This is a genomic window from Acinetobacter thutiue (assembly GCF_030385805.1).
GTDB classification, from domain to species: Bacteria; Pseudomonadota; Gammaproteobacteria; order Pseudomonadales; family Moraxellaceae; genus Acinetobacter; species Acinetobacter corruptisaponis.
This window is the reverse complement of the sequence record NZ_JAUDZE010000013.1, coordinates 18,017-42,312: the sequence shown is the minus strand read 5'-3', so window position 1 is coordinate 42,312 and position 24,296 is coordinate 18,017. Positions and strand designations below refer to the sequence as shown.

Below are 24,296 nucleotides of genomic sequence, written 5' to 3'. Positions count from 1 at the left end.
ATTAAATAGATACTAAACAATGAAAATTTCAAATATACATATTGAAAACTTTCGAGGTCTTAAAGAAATTGATTTGACACCATCACAAATGAATTGCGTGATAGGTGAAAATAATGCTGGAAAATCAACTGCTCTTTTGGCTATTAATTTATTTCTAAAAGGTACAAAAATTTCAGAATCTGACTACTATGATAAATCTAAGGAAATTTTTATTGATATAACTTTTAGTAATGTAAATGAAAATGACTTAAATAAAATATCAGATGAAGAAAATAGATCAAGAATTCAAAATATTATTGAAAATAATACAATCAAATTTCGCAGAAAATATAAACTAGATTTCACAAGTGACTTACTTTGCTACAAAAAAGTTCCTATCAATATAATTTATAAAACTGATTGGATAGCTAATGAACTTAAAGGTAAAAAAGCACCTGAAATTAAAAACTTTTTGAGAGAAACATATCAATTCACACAAGATATGATTAGCTCGGTTTCCTCGCAAACCGTCGCAAAAGAAAAGATCGAAGAGCTAATTGGTAATCTCCCTAATGATAACTTCGTTTATGACTGGGAAAGTTTGCCAACTGGATTCAGCAACACAGTTACACCAATGTTTCCTGAGCCTATTTATATTCCAGCTGTAAAAGATTTTACTGATGAAACAAAGACTAAAGAAAGTACAAGTTTTGGTAAGTTAATAAAAATTCTTTTCACACAAATTGAAAAATCCCCTGAATTTTTAGAAATAAAAAACTCTTTTGATAAGCTCAACAAAATGCTAAACCGCCAGCTTATCAAAGATGCTGATGGCACTGAAAATATTCTTGACGAACGATTACCTAGCCTTAAATCATTAGAAACTGAAATAGAAAGGGTTTTTCAAGAAAGCTTTTCACAAATTAAATTAGAGCTAAGAATTCCTAACCCAGAAGTAAAACAAATTTTTAATAGCACTCAAATTTTAATAGATGATGGTATAAAAACAACTATTGATTATAAAGGTGATGGTGTTAAACGTACTCTAGTTTTTTCTATACTTAGAACTTACGTTGAAAAGCTTAATTCTGATAACCAAAATACAGATTACATTTTTCTTTTTGAAGAGCCTGAGCTGTACCTCCATCCCAATGGTCAAAGAATCCTCTATAACGTTCTTGAAAAATTATCTTCAAAAGATCAAGTCTTTGTCACAACACATTCTCCAAACTTTTTCTCTGCTACAGCTAAAGAAACTTGTTTTATTAAAATATATAAGGACTTTTCCTCATTACCTCCATGCTCAAAATCCAAAGAAATTAACTTTGTGCAAAATAGTTCCTACAAAGATGCTTTCCAAATTATTTGTTATGAAAACAGTACACCAGCATTTTTCTCAAAAAAAGTTCTATTGGTGGAAGGTGATTCTGACTTAATTTTCTTAAAAGGCTTATCAAAATTTATTAATGACTCTTATTGCTTTGAAAAGACAAATATTCCAATTGTCAGAATAAATGGAAAAATGAACACAAAAAGATTTTATGAGTTTTATAAACATTTTGACATTGAGGTATTCACTCTCCTAGATTTAGATATCCTAATTGATGGGTTTGATAAACTTGAGTTAGGTACTGAATCTCCAGAATTACAAATTTTAAGAAATAATTTATTAACAAAGCTTGATCATATATGTGAACAGCAAGATATTAGCTGCAAGATCAAGGGTTCTATGATTTCCGAACAATGTAAAAAACGCTCTTGGCAAGAAAAATATATTCGATTAAAAGAATTAGCTCAAAAAGTCAAAAATCAAGATACGGTTTCAGAAGAAGACTTACAAGAGATTGATGATCTCTTTGAATTTGAAACTAATAATAAGCGTAGAGAAACATTGAAATTGCCTGAAACATTATATTTAGATGAAAAAATTCAGTTAATCAATCGATTATATGACTTAGGTTTTTTCGTATTGAATTTAGGGGCTATTGAAGCCTACTATCCAGCTCAAACTTCAGGCGAAGATAAACCATCAAAAGCTCTTAATGCATTACAAATTATAGAAAGAGAAAATATTAGTTATCTACCAAAAATCACATATCAAGAAACTGAGCAATGTGAGCTTAGTTTGATTATGAATAAAATTTTTTCATAATCTCATCTCCCCTTTGTGAATTAACCTATAGCAGTAAGATATCTATCAAGATGTGTAGATACCTATGCCTTGGAGGAGAGTTTTAGAAATCGAAGTCCCAATATCCCAACAAAATCCCTCTCCCAATCACCTTTTTCATATGCTTTAAATGCTCTTTTTCCCACTTCATCTGCTGCTTTAACTCCTCACAATCGGCATCTTATGCTTGCTAGACTCCCTATACAAAATGTACAATTAAAATGTACATCTAAATAGGACAAATAATATGAACAACATTCCATTTAGCCAAGTCCGAGCCAATCTTGCACAACTGATACAACAAAGCAAACAAGGGCAACCGATTTTTATTTCACAACGAGGGCAAACCTCTGCGGTGCTATTATCTTTCAATGACTATCAAAAATTAGGCAATCAACCACAAACTCTTATGCAGGCATGGTCAGCATGGCATCAACAACATATACAAGATTTGCAAAATGAGACTGATGATTTTCAGCCTGAACGCTCACAAGAACAGGGGCGAGATTTTTCATGGTAAATCCTACCCTCTCTCATATTAGCTACCTTTTAGATACCAACATCATTTCTGAATTAATCAAGCCACAACCCAATCAGCATGTCATTTCGCAATTTCAACTGTATCAACATGAAATTGCGATTCCGAGCTTAGTTTGGCATGAACTGCGTTTTGGTTGGCTTAAAATGCCTCAAGGCCAACGTAAAGAAATGATTGGTTCTTTTTTACATGACATTGTCAGTCTGATTCCCATTCTTTCTTATCATGAATCTGCTGCCAAAATTCATGCTGAAATTCGCTTAGAAGCACAACAAAATGGGCTTAATATTCCCTTTGCAGATGGACAGATTGCAGCAATTGCCATGGCTCAAGGCTTACCTTTGGTCACTCGTAATAGCAAAGACTTTCAAAATATTTCAGGTTTAAGGTTGGTCAATTGGTTTATATAACCCGCATTTTTCCAAGCCTCAACATTCTCCATCACATTAGGCTTCAGCTTAATCAAACGCGCAACAACATCAGTCATTCTATTTCCCCTCTATAAAACTGTGCTCTTTTTAAGCAAATCGCACCACTTTTCACCAAGATTACAATTTAAATTCTAAATTGGTGCATTTTTTGCATTATAAAATTCATCAAATTGGGTTGTTCCACGACAACTTGAGTTTTTAGATTTACTAAATCTATTTTGGTGCAAAAAACGAATCAAATATTTGCATCAAAACCAAATTTAGCACTTTTTTTGAGCACCACTATGCAAAACGTAGATCTATTTTTCTTACTGCTCGGTGCAGTACTGGTATTGGCAATGCATGCTGGCTTTGCATTTTTGGAACTGGGCACAGTACGCCATAAAAACCAGGTCAATGCGCTCAGCAAAATCTTAACTGATTTTGCCATTTCAGCAATTGCCTATTTCTTTGTGGGCTACTGGATTGCATACGGACAGAACTTTTTCCATGCAGGCACTACCTTGGCTGCCGATCATGGCTACAACCTGATGCGCTGTTTCTTCCTGCTCACCTTTGCTGCCGCCATTCCAGCAATTATCTCTGGTGGTATTGCTGAACGTGCCAAAATGCGCTCCCAAGCCATTGCCACGCTGATTCTGGTTGCACTGATCTATCCATTCTTTGAGGGCATGATCTGGAATGGCAATTATGGCTTGCAGGGTTGGCTGGAAAAAACCTTTGGTGCTGGGTTCCATGACTTTGCAGGTTCAGTGGTTGTGCATGCCATGGGGGGATGGATTGCATTGGCGGCGGTAATCCTGCTGGGTGCTCGAAATGGTCGCTATAAGAATGATGGTCGTGTCAGTGCGCATCCACCATCATCCATTCCATTCCTTGCCTTAGGCTCATGGATTTTGATTGTGGGCTGGTTTGGCTTTAACGTGATGAGTGCGCAACGTGTGGAGGCCATCTCTGGCTTGGTGGCGATCAACTCACTGATGGCAATGGTTGGCGGTACATTGGCTGCAAACTTTATGGGTAAAAATGACCCTGGTTTCCTACACAATGGTCCATTGGCAGGTTTAGTCGCAATCTGTGCGGGTTCCGATATTGTGCATCCTATTGGTGCATTATTGATTGGCGGCGTTGCGGGTGCCCTGTTTGTTTACCTGTTCACTTATACACAAAACAAGCTCAAGGTGGATGATGTACTGGGTGTGTGGCCTTTACATGGTGTCTGTGGTGCAGTGGGTGGTATCGCTGCGGGTATCTTTGGTCAGCAGGCTTTAGGTGGTTTGGGTGGCGTGTCCATCATTTCCCAAATCATTGGTACAGGCTTAGGTATTGTCATTGCGCTGATTGGTGGTTTTGTCGTGTATGGCATCTTAAAGGCGACTTTGGGTATCCGTCTTTCTCAGGAAGATGAATATCGCGGTGCAGACCTTTCCATTCACAAAATTTCGGCAAACTCTGAAGAATCCATGTTCTGATGTGGTTTAATGATTAGAAACAAGTATTCCTAAAATTTCCCTTGTATGTGCAGACCTCACTACAAGGGAATGATGTTAACTATAAAAAATATATTTAAACCTGAATTCAACTTAATTTTAAATCTTTCCCAACAATCCATTCACACTGTTTGATCACCTGTCTCTATAGAATATTGACACGCCAAACCTTGCGGACTATGCTTTGTGTGCTGACCCTCATGGTCAGACGGTTTTAGCAGACCGTTCATACAGCGCATCAGAGTTTATTCATCTGAGTATTCTTTGCATGTGTAAAAAACCACTCGTCCCCCTTTGCGGTAGAACGGACGGGGGACGCGTTCGCGCGTGCTGGTTCTGTATGTCCAGTCTGCTAACCCTCTTTCGTTCTGCCACCATAATCAGACAATGGTTTGGTAGAACTTCTATTTTAACAGGGGTTTACTATGCGCACCATTTCTTTTTCATCGGCAATCATTGCCAAAGCCTTTATTCCCATACATTCCAGCAGACTTTTGATGCTGTTTGATCATCTATAGGTTTTACAAACTTTAGATCAGACCGACTAAAAAAATCATATCGACAATAAAGCATCTGAGATGAGCCAAGGCACAGTCGTCTATGGCGGAGTCATGCCTATTTTTTGCTGTTCCTAAAAAGGCGGTGGCATTCTGATCTCATGCATATACAACAAAAAAACTTATGTTTAGTGGTGTGTTTATGCCAAATTTAGAAATTTCCTCAAGGGCACTATCAGTGCTTGATTACTCAAGAAATCTTTTTAACTTGTATGGATTTCAGCAGGTGGGTGTGGATCGGATTATTAGTGAAACCAATATAGCGAAGGCAACATTTTATCGTTATTTTCAGTCCAAAGAAAAACTTATAGAGCTGTGCCTTATTTTTCAAAAAGATACGCTAAAAGAAAAAATCAGGAGAATCAGGGCCTGTTGCCATCATTCAAATGTGCTTGACCAATTGAGGAAAATTTATCTGCTCCATGTCGATTTAAATGGCCCGTATCATTTGTTGTTTAAGGCTATTTTTGAGCTTGAAAAGTTATATCCCAAGGCCTATCGAATCGCTGTCGGATATAGAAAATGGTTAATCAGACAAATTCGGTCTTTACTGTTAAAGATGAAAAATACTGTGACGGTTGAGGATGCAACGATATTTTTATTTATTGTTGATGGTTCTGTTCTTGAGCTTTTAAGAATGAATTGGGCGGAAAGACAAGATAGCCTGCTGGATTATTTCCTGCGAATGATTTGATTCTGGCGCATACAAAGAATGAATCAGCCTGAGTTCGACTTAAATATTGGTCTAACTTTTTGAAAAAATATCTTGGTGGAGTCTTGCCAAGTTCTCATTCAATTTCAGAATCAGCTACTACTTCTTGCACTGCACCAAAGCTTTAAACGCTTTGGTGTGCCCAGTCTAGCCCCCTTTGCGAAACGTTGTTTCTCATTCGGCATGAGGAGCGAAGCTCTGCAAGGGCAACCATCTTGCACAGCTATCGCGGATGACTTTTTCGGGCATTATATTTCATCAAGGATTTTATATCGAACTCAGGTTATTTATTTTTATTTCAAATATACATTTTAAATATATTAGCTCGCCCCACATTTATTTTATAAATTTGTATTACCTTATAATACAAACAACAATTTTATTATAATAATAAAAATTATCATTCAAATAAATTTAATTTCTGTTTAAGGTTCAGTTAATTTCATATTAAGTTCCATCATTTTAAATCTCAGTCAAATCTGCGCCAGTATCATTTATTCATTATGTTAATGAAATCCCCTTTTCTCTTATGGAACAGTTGCCTACTCATTCTCGGTGGGTTGGTATTGATTTTTGTATTTCCAGTCGCTGGACAGATTGATTTATATCTCATTCAACCATGGGTCAACAGTGCAGGTCAGTTCGCATCAAAGGGTGACTGGTACTTAGCGACCCTGAATCATACCTATGTGAAGAAAATCCTCACATTGGTCTACATCAGCTTTTTTGTGCTCTGGTGTGCCTCATTCAAGGTGGAGAAACTCAAGGTCAACCGTTGGCAATATGGCTATATGTTCTGGGTCAGTATGCTGTGTACCTGTACGATTGGTTTAATAAAAGCCCATTCAGCCCATGCCTGCCCTTGGGCTATGACCCACCAAACTACTACGGGTTTTATCTGGGATTTCTCCGCAACTGCGGGGCATTGTTTTCCAGGAGGTCATGCCAGTACAGGCTTTGCCTTGGTCACGGGTTATTTCTGCTACCGTTTGCGTGAAAGAAACCGTGCATGGTTTTATTTATTTGCAGGTTTAACACTGGGTTTTGCGATGGGTTGGGCACAGATGATGCGGGGCGCACACTTCCTCAGCCATAATCTCTGGACAGGCTGGATTTGCCTGACCATTAACTTTGTTCTCTATGCGGTCACTGAAAAATACCACGTATCGCTCCCCGACCGTAATTCCGTACCGCAAGCGCAGCTTGATGTGGTAAAGTGAACACCTACTACAAGTAAGTGTTTATAAACATCAGGATGTTTTTTGCTGGCCTATGTCTGACTTTCAAACTTTTTTAGAATCGTCTTTAACCACACAACAGAATTCGATTGAGGCCTACCAACTCAACATCGGCAAGGTCTGGCTTAAAAAGGCTTCCGAGCGTCATGGTTTATGGCTCTACACCCCACTGAAATGGCTGGCAAAAATATTCAACCTCGGTGCAATCATGCCCGTTCCCAACCGAGGGGGGTCAATCGCAATTCAGTGTGAATTCAAGCGTATTCAGCAACTCAGGGAATTAGGGGTTTCCACGCCAAATGTGTTGGCAGTTTCGGAAAAAGGCATTTTATTACAGGACATTGGAATACAGCATCAAAGCCAGATTCAGCAACTGGATCAGGCGCTTGCCCGCCGCAAGGAAAATCCTGATGCACAATTTCTACTATTTACCCAGGCAATTCAGTCCATTCAAAGCATACATCAGAAAGGTGGATATTTAAGTGAAGCCTTTGCACGTAATATTCTAGTCGATGAGCAGAATCAGTTTAGCTTTATTGACTTTGAAACTGATCCACGTGATGTACTCAGCCTGCATGACTGCTTTGTACGTGACTGGTTGCTGTTTATTTTCTCAACGGCCTATCATTTTGAATTTGAACAATTAAATGATGCCAGCCTCATCCTGTACAAAGCCCTGCTGGCTGAGCCGCAAGTCTATAAGGACATTGCCAAGGTTGGAAAACGCCTGAGCTGGGTACTTAATTTCAATGTAAGCAAGGTCGGTAATGATGGAAAACGTATTCAGAAATGTGTGCTGTTTCTGCGCGACCTCAAAGAACACGCTGAAAAGGCATCAGCATAGTTTTCTCTATGCATGATGCTCCAGTTTTTTAGGAAGTTTTACCAGCACCGATAAACCGCCTAAATCAATACTTCTTGATAAAGTGAGTGTGCCACCCAAACGCTGCGTGGCCTTATCCACAATTGAAAGTCCAAGGCCACTACCCACTTCCAGATGATGATGCACACGGTAAAAACGTTTTAGCACCTTGTCGTATTGGTCTGGATCAATGCCCTGCCCGCTGTCATCAATCTGCACATAGGCAAAGCCATCGGTATCATCATATACAGAGATATTGATGATGCCCTGATTCGGGGTGTACTTGATCGCATTGTCAATCAGGTTAAAGATAATCGAGTGAACGGTTGGCTCAAGGCTCTGCATTTCGATCAGGTCATTACGTTCAAAGCCCAGATCAATTTCCTTTTGCATGGCGAGATTAACCAGTTGCTCCACACAGTTCAGTGCCACATCATTCAGGCAAAACCTGGTATTGGGTTCAATCAGGCTTAATCCAACATCCTGTTTTGCCAAGGCCAGCAACTGTGTTACCAAGTGCTGAATACGCGCTAGTCCCTTGCTGAGGTTTTGCAAAGCCTCATGTTCAGGAAACTGGCTAATCAGAATCTTGGTTTGCAGGTTCAAGGCGGTGACAGGCGTTCTGAGTTCATGTGCCGCATCGGCAATAAACTGTTTCTGTTCGGTCTGTGCGTGCTGGATACGTTCAAATAAACGGTTCATTTCCTCAATGGTTGGAATCAGTTCCTGCGGATATTCCTCACTATCAATCGGTGCCAGTCCCTCAGAGCCACGCTGGGTCAGCTCAGCTTTAAAATCTTCCAACGGTTTTAGGCTTAAACTGATAATAAAGGCCAGTACGATGATCGCAAACGGCAGCAACAGCACATAGGGAATAAACATGCTGCCTGCCAGTTCCCATGCAAAGCTTTGACGTACCTTTTCCTGCTGGCTAATCTGTATCTGATAGTCTTTTAAGGGAATGACATAGACCCGCCATGTACCCTGTGCGGTTTGTTGGCTATAGAAACCCGCCTGTTTTACAGGTTCCACCAGTAAATGCAGGCTATTCAGCAAATGGCTCTGGTCCTTATACAGCCAGATATCCACCAGCAGGTCCTCTTCGTGGTAACTGCGGTGAATTTCAGCATGACTGTCCACTTTGGAAAATGGCTGTTCAGCGGTACGCTCTGCCAGATACTGCATTTGCGTATCCAGAATTTCATTGACCTCATGCAGTGCAATTTTATAGGCGACAAAGACCAGCATACATCCCAGCAGTACACTAAAGACCGAGGTCCCTAAAATCAGTCGTTTTTTTAGGGAATAATGTTTTGCGCTCTGTCGCATCAATTATTCTTGTCCTAATCGGTAGCCCAGACCACGTATGGTGCGGATAAAGTTTTTCCCCAGCTTGGCACGCAGGTGATGGACATAGACCTCAATAGTATTGCTAGTGACCTCACTATCAAAGTCATACAGCTTGTCTTCAAGGTTGGCCTTGGAGAAGATTTTATTGGGATGCGTAACCATTGGAATCAGGATGGCCCATTCACGGTTGGACAGCTCAAGGTGCTGTCCCTTGAATGTCGCCAAATGCTGTTCCACGTCCAGCGTCAGGTCGCCACTTTTCAGCAAATGCGACTGATTTTTAAGCTGGGCTGTCTCAGCATTTCCACGACGCAATAGCGCATTGATGCGGGCAAGCAACTCATCAAACTCATAAGGCTTGACCAGATAATCATCCGCGCCCTGATTCAGGCCATCGACCCGATTCTGCAACTGGTCCCGTGCCGAAATAATCAGCACAGGAATTGAGGTACGCTGGCGAATCTGTCTGAGAATCTGCATGCCATCCATCAGCGGCAGGCCTAAATCCAGCAGGACCAGATCAAAAGACTGTTTGGTCAGTAATGCCAAGCCATCGACCCCATTATTGACCCCCTCCACTTCAAACTGATGATAGCGCAGCAGCGTCATTGTTGACTCTGCAATCATAAAATCATCTTCGATCATCAAGATTTTGGTCATGACTTCATCACACCTTATGGATTAGGGACATGCTGCCAGCATATCGTTATTCGGGTCGATCACTTTGCTTTTCACATCAAGCAGGCTCAGCATGGTCGGGAACAGGTTATCCTGACTCAACTCCTGCCTGCCCTGCTGTGCCAAACATTTGACCTGTTGTTTTGCCTGATGTTGCCAGACAGTGGAGAACCACATCAACATCGGGATATGGGTCTGTTGCGTTGGTGCAATCGCATAAGGCGCACCATGCAAATACATACCGCTTTCACCTGTGGACTCTCCATGATCAGATAAATACCACAAAGCGGTTTGATATTTCGTTGTATTTTTTAATGTTTCAATCAGGGTGTCTAAAACATAATCGGTATAGAGCAAGGTATTGTCATAACTGTTCAGCAATGCATCTCTGCTACAGCCCTGAATGGCGTTGGTGTCACAGGTCGGCTTGAACACCTTGAATTGTGTAGGAACACGTTTATAGTAGGCTGGACCATGACTGCCCATTTGATGCAGCACAATCAGGCGTGGACGATTGTCATCCTGAGGAATTGTGGCTAAATAGGCCTTAAAGCTATCAATCAGAATATCGTCAAAACATTCCTTGTCCTTGCACCATTTCTGCTGGATTGGTTCAGGAATCTTGAATTGATTGACACGGTCACAGGTGCCTTTACAGCCTGAATTATTATCAATCCACGTCACCTGATAACCCGCCCGCTGGGCAATATCCAGTAATCCCTCACGATGGCTGGCCAGACGCTCCTCATATTGTTTACGGGGCATACCTGAAAACATACACGGAACCGAAACCGCAGTTGCTGTACCGCATGAACTAACCTGTGAAAAGTTTAAAATATCCTGCTGTGCCAGTCTTGGGTTGGTATTTTTACCATAACCATTTAAAGAGAAGTTTTCAGCACGTGCTGTCTCACCTACGACCAGAACCATCAGTTTCGGTAAAGAGGTAGCCTGTGCCTTTTGCATCACGGCATCTTCACCATACACGACTAGCGGTAAATTCTCTTTCGGCGCTTTCTTCTTATAATATGAAGCAAAGGAAGCAATCATATTCTGCGGCGAAATCATGCCTTTCAGGTCACGGTTAGTACGAAAAATAGATGCAAAATCAACATAGAAAACAAATAATAGCCCTAACACCATTGCCAAGGAGACAACTAAAGCGATTAGCTTATGCAATAGCTGACGAATGATGGGTTCAGGTTTGATTTTCATCATGAGAATCACAATAATCGGCAGTACTGTCATTCCCAAAGTCCATGTCACCAAATGCCATGACCAGGTATCACGCGCTTCCGCAATATCAGTCTGCATCAAGTTCTGGATTTGGTCAGATGTAATGAGTACACCCAAGGTATTCACTGCATAAGCGGCAAAACCGCCAATAAACACCAATGCAATCGCCAAAGGTTTTGCTGTCCATTTCCAGTTAAAAAGCTGGAAAATAAAGTTATAGGTGGCAACCACAATAATGATTGAAGCGACAACAAATAATCCTGCCTTTACACCATTATATGGTGTCAGCGTGTGTATTTTTTCAAAAAAGGCAATATTTAAAAATACACCTAACCAAATTGCCAACAATAGATTAAATGCAATTAAAGAAATGGGTTTTATCTTTAAATTTTGAAAAAATGTCATCATTACAGTCTAAACATAAATATCCTGCTTCCTTTTTAATATAAAAATACAAACTTAAAAATGACTTAAATAGAAAAAGACGATCAAGTGATCGTCTTTTTGTTAAAATAATAATGATATTAATTCTTAGAACTTAAATTCCAGACCTAAACCAGCAACAGGTTGTTTATCCTTTTTACTGGCCTGTTCAAGCGTTAGGTAACCTGCATAACCATAAGTTTTCACCTGCTTGTTAAATGCATAGTCCACGCCACCAATGATCTGTTTGGCTTCAAAGTCTTCAACACCTGCTGGTTTAAAGCTGGTGGTGTTCTGGCTATATTGACCTTTTACTGTCCAGTTTTTTGCCTGTGGAATGGTATATTCTGCCCCCACCAACCAACCTTTTGCATCATCAATTGTATCGGCTCCCGCTGTGTTTCCAGCCGCTTTTTCAACTTCTGAAGTCTGGAACAACGCTTTAAGTGCCAAACCATTCACTGGGTTGATACGGCCAATCACACGTAAAGTATTGGCTGCTGCTGTTACAGTTGGTGCAGTCGTTGTAGTACCAGAAGTAGGAATTGCTTTATCAGAGGCATTTAAGAAACCTCTTCCCAAGAATGGGCTTGGAATGGCTTTATCATAAGCAACACCAGCAACCAATAACGGACTTTCAAAGCTTGCTGACGCTGACCATGCATCACCTAAACCACGGCCTGCTGTTTTAACAACACCTGATTTACTGGTATCAATTCCTGTTGCTTCGCCTGTTGCCAATAGGCCACTTACTTTAATGGCTCCGTCCAGTACAGGAACTTTTACTGCTGGTGATTCATACACAACGACGTTGCTAACACGTGTTTCACCACCAAAGATTCCACCAATGTCGGCCTTGTTGGCAACATAGTTGTTAAAAGTATCAACGACACTAGAAAGTTGCTTCAATGGCGTATCATGTACACCAATTTTCACTGTACCCAACTGGGCATCTTTCAAACCGACAAAACGGTTACGCTGTGACCAGTCTGTGCTGTCACCATCTGCGCTGAAGCCCCATTCAATGGCATAAACGGCACTTAAACGGTCTGTAAGTTTTTCATCACCCTTAACACCAATAAATGAACTGTTAGAGCTGACTTCCCATACATCCCTATTGTCTGTATTGGCATTTTTTTCTGGTAAATAGTCAACACTGGCATCAATCTCACCGTAAATGGTTGGTGCTGCAAATGTTGTGGTTGCAAGTAAACTAAGCACTGCTGCTGTTACAATTTTGATTTTCATTGTGTACGTCCTAGCTAAATTTGTAACAAATCCTACACATTAACTTTATATGACAAAACGATTAAAATCTTATTAATTTATTCCATTTTCGACTAAAGTTTAATTTTTAGACACTTCCCCAGCATCGTTTAACTCACTTTTTCTTATCCTATCACCCAGATTATTATTTTAACTATCAATCAATTAAAAAAATAAATTTATTTTCCATTTCAACAAAAATACCTTTATTCATAAAACAACTATTTTTTATAAAACACTTCAATTTTCCATATAAAACATGGCTTCAGCACATAAAACCTATTTCAACCATAGGGCATTTTAGAAAAAAATTGTAATAAAATAGATAGGGTCTGTTGACATTTCACCTTGCGAGCTATTCAGCTCTCATTGCGACAGTGGACATTTTTTAGACGGTACAAGGCATGACTTATGAAATTTAGCTATTCTAAATGAATAAGGCATAACGCCGTAGCGGCAAAAAATGTCCCTGTCCCGTAGGGTTATGGCTAAAACTTCCCTAAACTGCGTTATGAAACTTGACAAGGGGTTCGCCATTGCCTACGTTTCATGCCTTGTTTATGTCGTTTTAGCCTATAACGCAAGGCATGGCTGAAATATCAACAGACCCTCATCACCTTGCATTATTTTTCCAAAGGAATATTGGCCATAAACACAAAATGGCAACCCCACAAATCATGGCCAAATAACGGTAATATCCGAGTACATCCCCTACGATTCCACTGATCAGATACAGCAAACCACTCACTGTCGCCATGACTGACACCTGAAAGGTAAAGTCTGTTCCAGCAAATTGCTTACGGCTATATTGCATAACCAAGGTCAACATCACCACCAACAGCATCGCGGAACAGGCGTCTTCAAATGCGTTCACGGCATATAGCCATAACGGTGCAACCTGAACCTGCTGGTCATATGCATACGCAACAACGGCATAAGCGACCAGACTCAGGATTTTCAACAGGGAAAATATGATCAGGCACTGTGCCCGAGAAAAATATTTCAGCAGCACACCTGCACAAGCCGCCCCGATCAGCGCAGCAATGGCACCAAACATGGTGATAAACACGCCAATTTGGGTGAAGCTCAATCCCATATCCACCATAAGCGGCTTTAATAACGGCCCTGCCAAACCATCGGCGACCTTGAAGCTGATCAAGACCATTAACCAGCTTTTAAGCACTTTGGATGAGCTAAAATAATTCAGGTAATTCCTGATGGCCTGTATGAATGAGGGAGCAACCTCTGGATCATCAACGCTTGGTCTTGAATGAAGCGGTTCCCTATAAAATAAAACAGGTAAGGTGTTCAGGAAAACCAGTACCGCCAACACAAGAAATGTTGCCTGCCAATGTAGCCAGTCCAGACACCAGAGCACCGCTCCACCACCGACAATGAAACCCAGACGGGAACCGATCACCTGAAAGGTATTGCCCCAATGTTGCTGATCACTTTTAAGCAGGTTCACAGCAAGACCATCTGTGGCAATATCCTGAGTTGCTCCAGTAAGATTGATCAGCAGCAATAGCACAAAAAAAATGATCAAATAACTGGGTTGGTCCAGAGACTGAATGGGAAAAAAAGACAAAATGACTAGAATGACCACGCTACATAATTGGGTGGGGACAATCCAGCTACGATAATGTCCCAGACGTGACAAGGCATAACGATCCACATAGGCCGCCCAAAAAATCTTGATTGACCACGGCAACATCAACAACCCAAAGCCGCCAATATGTGCTAGAGACACCCCCTGCGCCCTTAAAATCACGGGCAAGGCATGGGTCATAAAGCCAACGGGAAGTCCCTGCGCCCAATATAGGGAAAACAATAAAATGTAAATCTGTCGGAGATTAGGCACTTTGTTCAGTTTCCCTTGGCAAGCTATGGCGAAACCCAGAGTATCCAATCCTTTCAGTGTCATGGCAATAAAATCTTATTTTTTGCCAATGCAGGCACTGTCATGAGGATTTAAGATGATAGGAGTTGTTCTTGATCTATCTTCGCTTATGCCACAAGATTTTCCAGATTTACCGCCGCTAGTTCCGCAACGTGGCACAGCGTATAGTCGTGCATTGTGCAGAAAACTTTTCATTGGTCAGGGATGGAAAGTGGTTGGAGAGATTCCCAACCTCCCCAAAGCGGTGGCAATTATTTCACCACACACCTCAAATATTGATGGCTGGTATGGGTTTCTTGCAATTGGGGGTCTGGGTTTAAAGGTGACGGTGCTGGGTAAGGACACTTTATTTAAACCGCCTTTTGCGCCTTTTTTAAACTGGGCTGGCCTGATTCCAGTGCATCGGGACAGCGCGCATGGACTGACCGAACAGGTGGTAACGACTATCCAGAAATATGACAAAATCTGGGTGGGGATGGCACCAGAGGGCACCCGTAAAAAAGCAGAGAAAATGAAAAGTGGCTTTTATCATATTGCCCATGCCGCTGGCGTACCGATTGTGATGTTTTCTTTCGATTATGCCCATAAGACCATTTATAGTCTGGGCGCGTTCACCACAACAGGACACTACCAGCAAGACCTTGAAAAAATTATGAAATGCTATGAGGGTCATTTCTCACCCAAGAATCCACACTGGCTGGCTGAACCCTTACAAAAACTTGTGAAAAAAAACTAGAAAATTAAGGGCAAATCTGCTCTGATGTGCCCATCTTTTTGTACACTTTATCTGCATTTAATATGAAAATTGCTCGACTGTCTTGCCTGACTTTAATTAGCCTGGCTTTATTTGGTTGTGATCAGACTGCAAAAAAAACACCTCCCACAACAGCAATCAAGGCCCGTGAACCTGTGATTGCACTGGCTTTAGGTGGTGGTGGTGCCAAGGGCTTTGCTCATATTGGCGTGATCAAGGTATTGGAATCTCATGGGATTAAGGCCAAGATTGTGACAGGCACCAGTGCTGGCAGCTTTGTCGGTAGTATCTATGCCAGTGGTCAAACGCCTTACCAGATGCAAAACCTCGCCCTAAAGCTGCAAGAGTCTGATCTACGCGATTTAACCCTCAACAGTCAGGGCATTATTTTAGGTCAGAAACTACAGAACTATGTCAATACTCAGGTGGGCAATAAACCGATTGAAAAATTCCCAATCCGTTTTGCTGCGGTTGCAACCCGTTTAGACAATGGCAAAAAGGCTGAATTTATTAAGGGCAATGCAGGTCAGGCGGTACGCGCATCCTGTAGTATTCCGAACGTTTTTGTACCCACTGTAATTGGCAATACCAAATATGTCGATGGTGGCTTGGTCAGTCCAATTCCAGTCAAAACAGCGAAAGACATGGGTGCTGATATTGTGATTGCGGTGGATATTTCAGCGCGTCCAACGGGTGACAAACCATTGAGTATGTGGGGATTGCTCGACCAGACCATTAATATTATGGGACAGCAAAGTATCAATGAGGAACTGAATCAGGCAAACGTCGTGATTCAGCCTAAAGTTGGTCATCTTGGTGTGCTTGACCTGAAATCAAGTAATGAAGCGATTTTAGAGGGTGAAAGAGCGGCTCAGGGTAAAATCGTTGCCATTCAAAAAGCCATTACTGATTTTAAGAAGTCCCCTGCTGCATTACAGCCAGCGCCTCGGGCTAAATTCTAAAAAAATAATATTAAGGGGTGGTGTGCAGTTCAAAGATGCTTGCTCTATGAGTAAGCTTTCCAGCTCGCATTTCCCCCACATCCTAAAAAAACAATCTTTTTATATTCATAAAGATAATCATCTGCTAGAGTGGGGAAAGTGAATGTTTTTTCACCTCCACTCAGTTTAATGATGCGAGCAAATCTATGGAGTTTGTAGTTGAGCCTTGGCACTGGTTTGTATTAGGGATTTTACTGATTCTTTCAGAGTTGATTTTGCCTGCTTTTGCCGCATTATGGTTTGGCATAGCAGCAGTCATGGTGTGTATTTTACTGTGGCTTTTCCCAATGATGGGCTTTACCACCCAAGTGGTGACCTGGGGCATTTTATCTATTTTATGTACGATACTCTGGTTTAAGTTTATCAAGCCACTCTCGACTGATAAAACAAAGGCAGGATTACCACGGGAAGCCACGATTGGACAAGTGGGTATGGTCATCCGTACTGGGCTTGACCATGATCAGATCATTGTACGCTTTCCAATGCCTGTTTTAGGGTCAGATGAATGGAATTGCCGAACCACAACGGCTGTTCAGGTCGGTGACCGTGTTCGGGTCGTTGATATTCTAGGTAACGATCTAGTGGTCCAACCACATAGTAGTAATATTTCATAACAAAGAGGGTTTTGATATGTCTGCTGGAGCGATTATTGTTTTAGCTCTTTTGGCTTTTATTGGTATAACTATTTTTAAAGGGGTTCGTATTGTTCCCCAGGGTTATAAATGGATTGTACAACGTTTAGGTAAATACCATACCACGTTGAGTCCTGGCCTGAATTTTGTCATTCCGTATGTTGATGAAGTGGCTTATAAAATCACCACCAAGGATATTGTGCTGGACATTCCTTCACAGGAAGTGATTACACGCGACAATGCGGTTCTGGTGATGAATGCGGTTGCCTATATCAATCTCACCACACCTGAAAAAGCGGTGTATGGCATTGAAAACTATACATGGGCAATTCAAAACCTTGTTCAAACCTCACTACGTTCCATCGTGGGTGAAATGGACCTGGATGATGCGCTGTCTTCCCGTGACCATATCAAGGCCAAATTAAAAGCCGCGATTTCTGATGATATTTCCGATTGGGGAATCACGCTCAAAACCGTTGAGATTCAGGATATCCAGCCATCTCACACTATGCAGGCAGCAATGGAGGCACAGGCTGCGGCTGAGCGTCAACGTCGTGCGACTGTAACCAAGGCGGATGGTGAAAAACAGGCTGCTATTCTAGAGGCGGATGGTCGTCTGGAAGCCTCCCGTCGTGATGCCGAGGCACAGGTTGTTCTTGCAGAGTCTTCACAACGCGCCATTGAAATGGTCACCAGTGCTGTGGGAGATAAAGAAATTCCTGTTGCTTACCTATTGGGTGAACAATATGTGAAAGCCATGCAGGATTTATCTAAATCAAGTAATTCAAAAACTGTGGTATTGCCTGCTGATGTACTCAATGCAATCCGTGGGATTATGGGTAAGCATTAATTTTTAGTTATAAAAAATGCACTATCCCTAAAGATGGTGCGTTTTTTTATTGAGCAAATTCCATTTAACTTGTGTAGTTGATATTTATTGCTCAGCTAATTTCTTAATTTTACGATCAAAAATAAAAGGGCCAAAAGGTAGGATAGCAGCAATCAAACCCATGTTAAAAATACTCAGTGACCATTTCATACGGTGACAGACAACCAGCAAGACCGCTAAAAACAATAAGAACAGCACCCCATGTCCCATGCCAATATATTTGACAAAAATAGGATTATCCCCAATATATTTAATCGGCATCGCAACACCAAGCAATAACAGAAAACTGATTCCCTCAAGCGTACCCACAAAACGTAAAGTTTTAATATTCATTATGATGCTGTTCCTGTCATTAACTTTTTCGTGCCAATAAAAACTGTGCAATTGCCACCAGCTCTCTGGCGTCATCACCAAAATAGCCCAATGCTTCAAATGCTTGATCATGCAGGGTTTGCGCATAGACTTGGGCTTTTTCCAAACCCATTAAGGCTGGATAAGTCGATTTTTGTACCTGCTCATCCTTACCCGCAGTTTTACCCAATGTTTCAGTGCTGGCGGTAATATCCAGAATGTCATCCTGAACCTGAAAAGCCAAACCAATGCTTTGCCCAAACTGGCGCAACTTTGGAATCGCCTGATCCGTACCTGCAAAAATCGTCACTGCACCCATCATAATCGCGGCCTGAATCAAGGCACCTGTTTTATTACGGTGAATATTTTCCAGTTCAGCCTGATCGACCTGTTTGCCTTCAGCCTGTAAGTCGAGTACCTGACCACAGACCATTTTTGAACTGGCAGTGGCTAAAATCTGCATTTGCTTGAGTACAATCGCTGCCTCCGTGCCCTGCCCCTGTTCATCAAACAAACGGCTTCCCAGAATTTCAAATGCCATGGATTGCAAGATGTCCCCCGCCAACAAGGCAGTATCCTCACCAAATGCCACATGGCAGGTTGGCTGCCCACGACGCAGTAAATCATTGTCCATACAGGGTAAGTCATCATGTGCCAATGAGTAACAGTGGATCAACTCAACCGCAACGGCTGCACGGCGGGCGGCCGCAAAATAAGGGTTGGCTTGCAATGAGGCAGCCGCATAACACAATGCAGGACGAACACGCTTTCCACCCAGCATCACGGCATGATGCACAGCGGCCTTTAACGGTTCTGGAATGGAGAATGCAGCCAATGCTGTCAATAAATCCTGTTGAATACGTTGTTGAGCTTGTTGTAAAACATCCGCATTAACTTGAGAAATAGATGACACAATTGCCTCTGGAAGCTTGAATGATAAGAATAAAGACAGGACCTGTCAGAATGGCGACATCATACCATTATTTATCTCAGGAAATTGTGTTTGTATTTTTAACTTATTCAAAATAATAAAGCCTCCAAAAGGAGACTTTATCAAGAAATTTACTGGGATAATTTAGAACGTATCACCAGGTACACGCACCCAGCCTTCCATTAACACACGTGCGCTACGGCTCATAATGGCTTTTTTTACAGCCCATTTGCCATCAATCAACTCAGCTTGGGCGCCAACACGCAATGTCCCTGATGGATGACCAAAACGAACCGCTTCACGCTCACCACCGCCCGCTGCCAGATTCACCAACGTGCCTGGAATTGCTGCCGCCGTACCAATCGCAACTGCGGCTGTGCCCATCATGGCGTGGTGCAGCTTACCCATCGACAAGGCACGAACCAATAAATCAACATCAGCCGCCTCAACGGTTTTGCCACTTGAAGAAGTGTAGGTTTTCGGCTGAGAAACAAAGGCAATTTTAGGCGTATGCTGACGGGCAGCCGCTTCAGAAATATCCTTGATCAATCCCATCTGCACCGCACCATAGGCACGGATTTTTTCGAAACGTGCCAAAGCAGCATTATCACCGTTGATATGATCCTGCAATTCTGTACCCTGATAGCCAATATCTTCCGCATTCAGGAAAATAGTTGGAATACCCGCATTGATAAAGGTGGCCTGAAATATACCAATGTCAGGCACTTCAAGCTGATCCACCACATTGCCTGTAGGGAACATATCGCCGCCCTCTTCACCATCATCGGCAGGGTCTAAAAATTCAATTTGCACTTCCGCTGCGGGAAAAGTCACGCCATCTAGCTCAAAATCACCTGTTTCCTGTACCTGACCGTTGGTCACTGGCACATGTGCAATAATGGTTTTCTGAATATTCTTCTGCCAGATGCGTACCGTACAGATGCCATTTTCAGGAATACGCTCGGCATCCACCAGACCATTGGAAATGGCAAATGAACCCACTGCTGCGGTGAGGTTGCCACAGTTACCACTCCAGTCCACAAATGGCTGGTCAATGGAAACCTGTCCAAATAAATAATCGACATCGTGTTCTGGTTGTGAACTTTTTGCCAGAATCACGGTTTTGCTGGTGCTTGAAGTTGCACCACCCATACCATCAATTTGCTTGCCATATGGGTCTGGACTGCCAATCACACGAAGAAGAAGTTGATCGCGGGCCTTTCCTGCCACCTGTGCCACTTCAGGCAAATCATCCAGCTTGAAAAACACCCCCTTACTTGTGCCACCACGCATATAGGTTGCTGGGACTTTGATTTGCGGTACTGAGCTCATGTCAATTTCATCCTTTTATCATGTTTTGGTGCAGCTAGGTTTTGTGTTCAACGTTACTGCACAGCAGTCATAAATGCCATACGACCAACGGTTTTTAGGCTAGGGTCTGTTGACATTTCACCTTGCGAGCTTTCAGCTCTCATTGCGACACAGGACATTTTTTAGACGATACAAGGCAGGTTTTGTGAAGCTTAGTTATTCTAAGCGAGCAAAACATAACGAAGTAGCGGCAAAAAATGTCCCTGTCCCGTAGGGTTATGGCTAAAACTTCCATAAACTGCGTTATGAAACTTGACAAGGGGGTCGCCATTGCCTGCGTTTCATGCCTTGTTTATGTCGTTTTAGCCGATAACGCAATGCATGGCTGAAATGTCAACAAACCCTAAGTATTTTAGGCAAAATATGACCTTTATATTGGGTATATCAGCATGATTTAACAATGGCACGAAAGCCAATAAACATGGTTAAAAAAACAAAGTGACCTTTCAAGCGTACAAATATAAATCAACATTTATTTTACCAGTCATTCAAATACAGGATTTTAAATAACTTTTAAAAACTACTTTACAGTCATAGCCTGCCTGTACTTTTACTAGGCGAAAATCCTGCAATCTATTAGAATAATCCACTTATTCATCGTCGAGCTCAGTCCTTTGAACAACGATTCTTCTCAACTTCAGCGTGGACTAAAAAACCGCCATATCCAGCTCATTGCGATGGGTGGAGCAATTGGTACGGGCTTATTTTTAGGTTCTGCACAGGTGATCCAGTCTGCTGGACCATCCATTATCTTGGGTTATGCGATTGGTGGTTTGATTGCCTTTTTAATCATGCGTCAACTCGGTGAAATGATTGTTGAAGAACCTGTTGCAGGTTCATTTAGCCATTTCGCCTATCAGTATTGGGGTAAGTTTCCAGGTTTCCTGTCAGGCTGGAACTATTGGGTATTGTATATCCTTGTTGCCATGAGTGAGCTGACGGCGGTCGCCAAATATATCAATTACTGGTGGCCTCATATTGCCGCCTGGCAGTCGGTGCTGTTCTTCTTTGTCATCATTACCGCGATTAACCTGACCAATGTGAAATTCTACGGAGAATCGGAATTCTGGTTGGCGATTATCAAGGTGACCGCAGTGGTTGCGATGATCCTGTTTGGCCTGTTCCTCCTGTTCACAGCGGATGCCAATTCAACCGCGTCATTCAGTAACCTGTGGGCACATGGCGGATTTTTCCCAAATGGCTTCGATGGCCTGTTCTATATGCTGGCTTTCCTGATGTTTGCCTTTGGTGGAATTGAATTGATTGGTATGGCCGCGGCCGAAGCCAATGATCCCAAGAAAACCATTCCTAAAGCGATCAATCAGGTGGTGATTCGTATCCTGATTTTCTATGTCGGTTCACTCACCATCCTGTTGTCACTTGTGCCTTGGAACCAGTTGGATTTAGGTGGTCTGGATAAAAGTCCATTTGTAATGATTTTTAGCCAGATGGGGATTGGTTGGGCTGCGCATTTACTCAATTTTATTATCCTGACTGCAGCTTTATCAGTCTATAACAGTGGTATGTATGCCAATAGCCGTATGCTGTACGGTCTGGCTCAACAAGGCAATGCCCCTAAAGTGTTTGCCAAGACCAATAAACAGGGCGTGCCTGTACCAGCGGTTTTACTGTCTGCCTTATTGATCTTTGGATGTGTTTTGTTGAATTACTTTGTTCCAGAGGATGCCCTGGGCCATTTGATGTATGTGGTCGTTGGTGCTCTTGTGCTCAACTGGGCCATGATCAGCCTGACACATTTGAAATTCAAGGCGATGGCCAAAGCAAAAGGCCTGAAAACCAGCTTCCCTGCCTTATGGTCGCCATTGAGTAACTATCTGGTGCTGGCTTTCATTGCGGTGGTACTTTATATCATGTGGCAACAGGGCTTTAAGGAATCCGTGTTAATGATTCCAATCTGGATTGTGCTCATGTTTGTACTGTATAAAGTGCTGAATCTAAAAGCCAAGAATTAAACAGTTGATCGGTATTGAAAAAGTGATTGTTCTAGCAATCACTTTTTTGTTTATGCTTTTTCATTTACAATCACCGCACTATGCGCCCTTAGCTTAACTGGATAGAGCAGTTGCCTCCTAAGCGACCGACGTGGGTTCGAGTCCCGCAGGGCGCACCATTTCATGGTCTAATTTTATATTTTACAGTATATTTAAAACAACTTAATCGATAAAAATCAACATATTAAATCATTCAAAGTTAATAACTGTCTCTATTGATCTGCCAAAATCCAAGTTTCTTTACGGTAATTTATACGGTAAAATCATCTTACCACATAAACTGATACCGCAAAAATGCCAAAAGTTGTTGTACCACTTACAGATACTAAGATAAGAAAGATTAAAGCTGATCCTGAGAAAACACAAAAGCTATCAGATGGGAAAGGCTTATTTCTGATGATTGCCAAGAATGGAGAAAAATTTTGGCGCTTTGACTATGCTCGTCCTTATACCAAGAAACGTAACTCTATAAGCTTTGGTAACTACCCTATCATTGGTCTGGCAGAAGCGAGACAACGACGTGATGAGGCACGCACATTACTTACCCAAAACATTGACCCTCAAGTAGATAAACAAAGAATTGAGAATGAGATTCTAAGTGCAAATAAGAATTTATTCTCAGTTGTAGCTCAGGAATGGGCAACAAAACAGAATTTTGCTGAAGCTACAGTTAAAGGACAACAACGTTTATTTGAAGTGATTTTCAAACATATTGGCAAGATTCCTATCCATGAACTAAAACCAATGGATATTTTAAATATTTGCCGTATTTACGAAAAAGAAAGCAAACATGAAACGGCAAAGAAAGTAAAAACCAAATGTGGCCAGATTTTCCGTTATGCTGTTTCATTAGGGCTATGTGAGTGTGATGTCACACAAGATTTAAGAGGTGTTTTGACTGTAGCTGAAACCAAACACATGGCAGCAATCACTAATCCCGATGAATTTTCAAAACTCCTAAATGACTTGGATCATTATGATGGTTCGATCATCACTCAATATGCTTTACGCATTGCCCCTTTAGTCTTCGTTCGCCCAGGCGAATTACGTCATGCGAAATGGAAAGATATCGATTTAGAAAAGGGTCGTTGGGAATATACTCCCCCTAAAACCAAGAAAAAAACTGGTGTATCTCATATCGTTCCTTTATCCACCCAAGTCATTCAAATACTAAAAGAGCTTGCTAAAATTACTCAGGCAAACAGTGAGTATGTTTTCCCCTCTCTTACCTCATGGCAAAAACCAATGTCTGAGAATACAATTAATCAGGCTTTACGTCGCTTAGGCTATACATCAGATGAAGCATGTGGTCATGGTTTCCGAGCATCTGCCAGAACTATTTTAGAAGAGGTACTTGAATACCCTATTGAATGGATTGAGCAACAATTGGCTCATAAAGTCAGAGACATGCACGGAACAGCTTATAACCGAACCAAGCACTTAGACAAACGTACTGAAATGATGCAGGCTTGGGCAGATTATTGTGAAAATATTAAGTTAATCCAAGCAAAGCTTTAAAGAGACA

General features: G+C 41.7%; 21 protein-coding genes and 1 tRNA gene. 14 read left to right on the top strand and 8 right to left on the bottom strand.

Features of this window, described 5'->3' with window-relative positions; translation table 11 throughout:
* The first annotated feature begins 19 nt into the window (after positions 1–19).
* The 7 genes from QTA56_RS17155 (at position 20) to QTA56_RS17125 (ending at position 7,959) form a co-directional block, all read left to right on the top strand.
* A complete protein-coding gene (locus tag QTA56_RS17155; protein WP_267982191.1) occupies positions 20–2,131 on the top strand; it encodes an ATP-dependent nuclease in 2,112 nt (703 codons plus the stop codon).
* Positions 2,132–2,396: 265 nt separating this feature from the next.
* On the top strand, positions 2,397–2,669 hold the full coding sequence (locus QTA56_RS17150) for a type II toxin-antitoxin system Phd/YefM family antitoxin (protein ID WP_267982190.1): 273 nt from the start codon (positions 2,397–2,399) through the stop codon (positions 2,667–2,669).
* A complete protein-coding gene (locus tag QTA56_RS17145; protein ID WP_267982189.1) occupies positions 2,663–3,097 on the top strand; it encodes a type II toxin-antitoxin system VapC family toxin in 435 nt (144 codons plus the stop codon). The genes QTA56_RS17150 and QTA56_RS17145 overlap by 7 nt, the downstream gene beginning before the upstream one ends.
* Before the next feature lie 305 nt (positions 3,098–3,402).
* On the top strand, positions 3,403–4,590 hold the full coding sequence (locus tag QTA56_RS17140) for an ammonium transporter (RefSeq protein ID WP_267982188.1): 1,188 nt from the start codon (positions 3,403–3,405) through the stop codon (positions 4,588–4,590).
* A 717-nt stretch (positions 4,591–5,307) separates the two neighbouring features.
* The gene (locus tag QTA56_RS17135; protein ID WP_267982209.1) at positions 5,308–5,859 is read left to right on the top strand and encodes a TetR/AcrR family transcriptional regulator; all 552 of its coding nucleotides are present in this window, start codon (positions 5,308–5,310) and stop codon (positions 5,857–5,859) included.
* A 521-nt stretch (positions 5,860–6,380) separates the two neighbouring features.
* Positions 6,381–7,097, top strand: a complete 717-nt coding sequence (locus tag QTA56_RS17130; protein WP_267982187.1) for a phosphatase PAP2 family protein — start codon at positions 6,381–6,383, stop codon at positions 7,095–7,097.
* Positions 7,098–7,149: 52 nt separating this feature from the next.
* Positions 7,150–7,959: a lipopolysaccharide kinase InaA family protein gene (locus QTA56_RS17125; RefSeq protein WP_267982186.1), complete on the top strand. Its 810-nt coding sequence runs from the start codon at positions 7,150–7,152 to the stop codon at positions 7,957–7,959.
* A 6-nt stretch (positions 7,960–7,965) separates the two neighbouring features.
* Here QTA56_RS17125 and QTA56_RS17120 read toward each other — a convergent pair whose 3' ends face one another.
* The 5 genes from QTA56_RS17120 to QTA56_RS17100 form a co-directional block, all read right to left on the bottom strand.
* Complete coding sequence (locus tag QTA56_RS17120) at positions 7,966–9,306, bottom strand: ATP-binding protein (protein ID WP_267982185.1); 1,341 nt, start codon at positions 9,304–9,306, stop codon at positions 7,966–7,968.
* Between the two features lie 3 nt (positions 9,307–9,309).
* The gene (locus tag QTA56_RS17115; RefSeq protein WP_267982184.1) at positions 9,310–9,987 is read right to left on the bottom strand and encodes a response regulator transcription factor; all 678 of its coding nucleotides are present in this window, start codon (positions 9,985–9,987) and stop codon (positions 9,310–9,312) included.
* A gap of 21 nt (positions 9,988–10,008) precedes the next feature.
* A complete protein-coding gene (locus QTA56_RS17110) occupies positions 10,009–11,649 on the bottom strand; it encodes a phosphoethanolamine transferase (protein ID WP_267982183.1) in 1,641 nt (546 codons plus the stop codon).
* Positions 11,650–11,772: 123 nt separating this feature from the next.
* The gene (locus QTA56_RS17105) at positions 11,773–12,912 is read right to left on the bottom strand and encodes a porin (protein ID WP_267982182.1); all 1,140 of its coding nucleotides are present in this window, start codon (positions 12,910–12,912) and stop codon (positions 11,773–11,775) included.
* Positions 12,913–13,543: 631 nt separating this feature from the next.
* Positions 13,544–14,791 carry an MFS transporter gene (locus QTA56_RS17100; RefSeq protein WP_267982181.1) on the bottom strand — a complete coding sequence of 416 codons (1,248 nt, stop codon included), beginning with the start codon at positions 14,789–14,791 and terminating at the stop codon, positions 13,544–13,546.
* A gap of 148 nt (positions 14,792–14,939) precedes the next feature.
* Between QTA56_RS17100 and QTA56_RS17095 the strand changes: the two genes are divergently transcribed.
* From QTA56_RS17095 to QTA56_RS17080, 4 genes are all read left to right on the top strand, one after another.
* Positions 14,940–15,566 carry a 1-acyl-sn-glycerol-3-phosphate acyltransferase gene (locus QTA56_RS17095; RefSeq protein WP_267982208.1) on the top strand — a complete coding sequence of 209 codons (627 nt, stop codon included), beginning with the start codon at positions 14,940–14,942 and terminating at the stop codon, positions 15,564–15,566.
* A 62-nt stretch (positions 15,567–15,628) separates the two neighbouring features.
* The gene (locus QTA56_RS17090; RefSeq protein ID WP_267982180.1) at positions 15,629–16,546 is read left to right on the top strand and encodes a patatin-like phospholipase family protein; all 918 of its coding nucleotides are present in this window, start codon (positions 15,629–15,631) and stop codon (positions 16,544–16,546) included.
* Between the two features lie 185 nt (positions 16,547–16,731).
* A complete protein-coding gene (locus tag QTA56_RS17085) occupies positions 16,732–17,199 on the top strand; it encodes an NfeD family protein (RefSeq protein WP_004675003.1) in 468 nt (155 codons plus the stop codon).
* 16 nt (positions 17,200–17,215) lie between these two features.
* The gene (locus QTA56_RS17080; RefSeq protein WP_267982179.1) at positions 17,216–18,067 is read left to right on the top strand and encodes an SPFH domain-containing protein; all 852 of its coding nucleotides are present in this window, start codon (positions 17,216–17,218) and stop codon (positions 18,065–18,067) included.
* Positions 18,068–18,151: 84 nt separating this feature from the next.
* Here the strand turns inward: QTA56_RS17080 and QTA56_RS17075 are convergent, their stop codons facing one another.
* From QTA56_RS17075 to prpF, 3 genes are all read right to left on the bottom strand, one after another.
* Positions 18,152–18,439 (bottom strand): DUF3817 domain-containing protein, encoded by a 288-nt coding sequence (locus QTA56_RS17075; protein ID WP_267982178.1) that lies wholly within the window; start codon positions 18,437–18,439, stop codon positions 18,152–18,154.
* Positions 18,440–18,458: 19 nt separating this feature from the next.
* On the bottom strand, positions 18,459–19,370 hold the full coding sequence (locus QTA56_RS17070; RefSeq protein WP_267982177.1) for a polyprenyl synthetase family protein: 912 nt from the start codon (positions 19,368–19,370) through the stop codon (positions 18,459–18,461).
* A gap of 162 nt (positions 19,371–19,532) precedes the next feature.
* Positions 19,533–20,720 (bottom strand): 2-methylaconitate cis-trans isomerase PrpF, encoded by a 1,188-nt coding sequence (gene prpF, locus QTA56_RS17065; protein ID WP_267982176.1) that lies wholly within the window; start codon positions 20,718–20,720, stop codon positions 19,533–19,535.
* Between the two features lie 653 nt (positions 20,721–21,373).
* On the opposite strand from prpF, the gene QTA56_RS17060 reads away from it, so the two are divergent.
* From QTA56_RS17060 to QTA56_RS17050, 3 genes are all read left to right on the top strand, one after another.
* Positions 21,374–22,732, top strand: a complete 1,359-nt coding sequence (locus QTA56_RS17060; protein WP_267982175.1) for an amino acid permease — start codon at positions 21,374–21,376, stop codon at positions 22,730–22,732.
* Positions 22,733–22,814: 82 nt separating this feature from the next.
* A tRNA-Arg gene (locus QTA56_RS17055) sits at positions 22,815–22,890 on the top strand.
* A 175-nt stretch (positions 22,891–23,065) separates the two neighbouring features.
* On the top strand, positions 23,066–24,289 hold the full coding sequence (locus tag QTA56_RS17050) for a tyrosine-type recombinase/integrase (protein ID WP_267982174.1): 1,224 nt from the start codon (positions 23,066–23,068) through the stop codon (positions 24,287–24,289).
* The last annotated feature ends 7 nt before the right edge of the window (positions 24,290–24,296 follow it).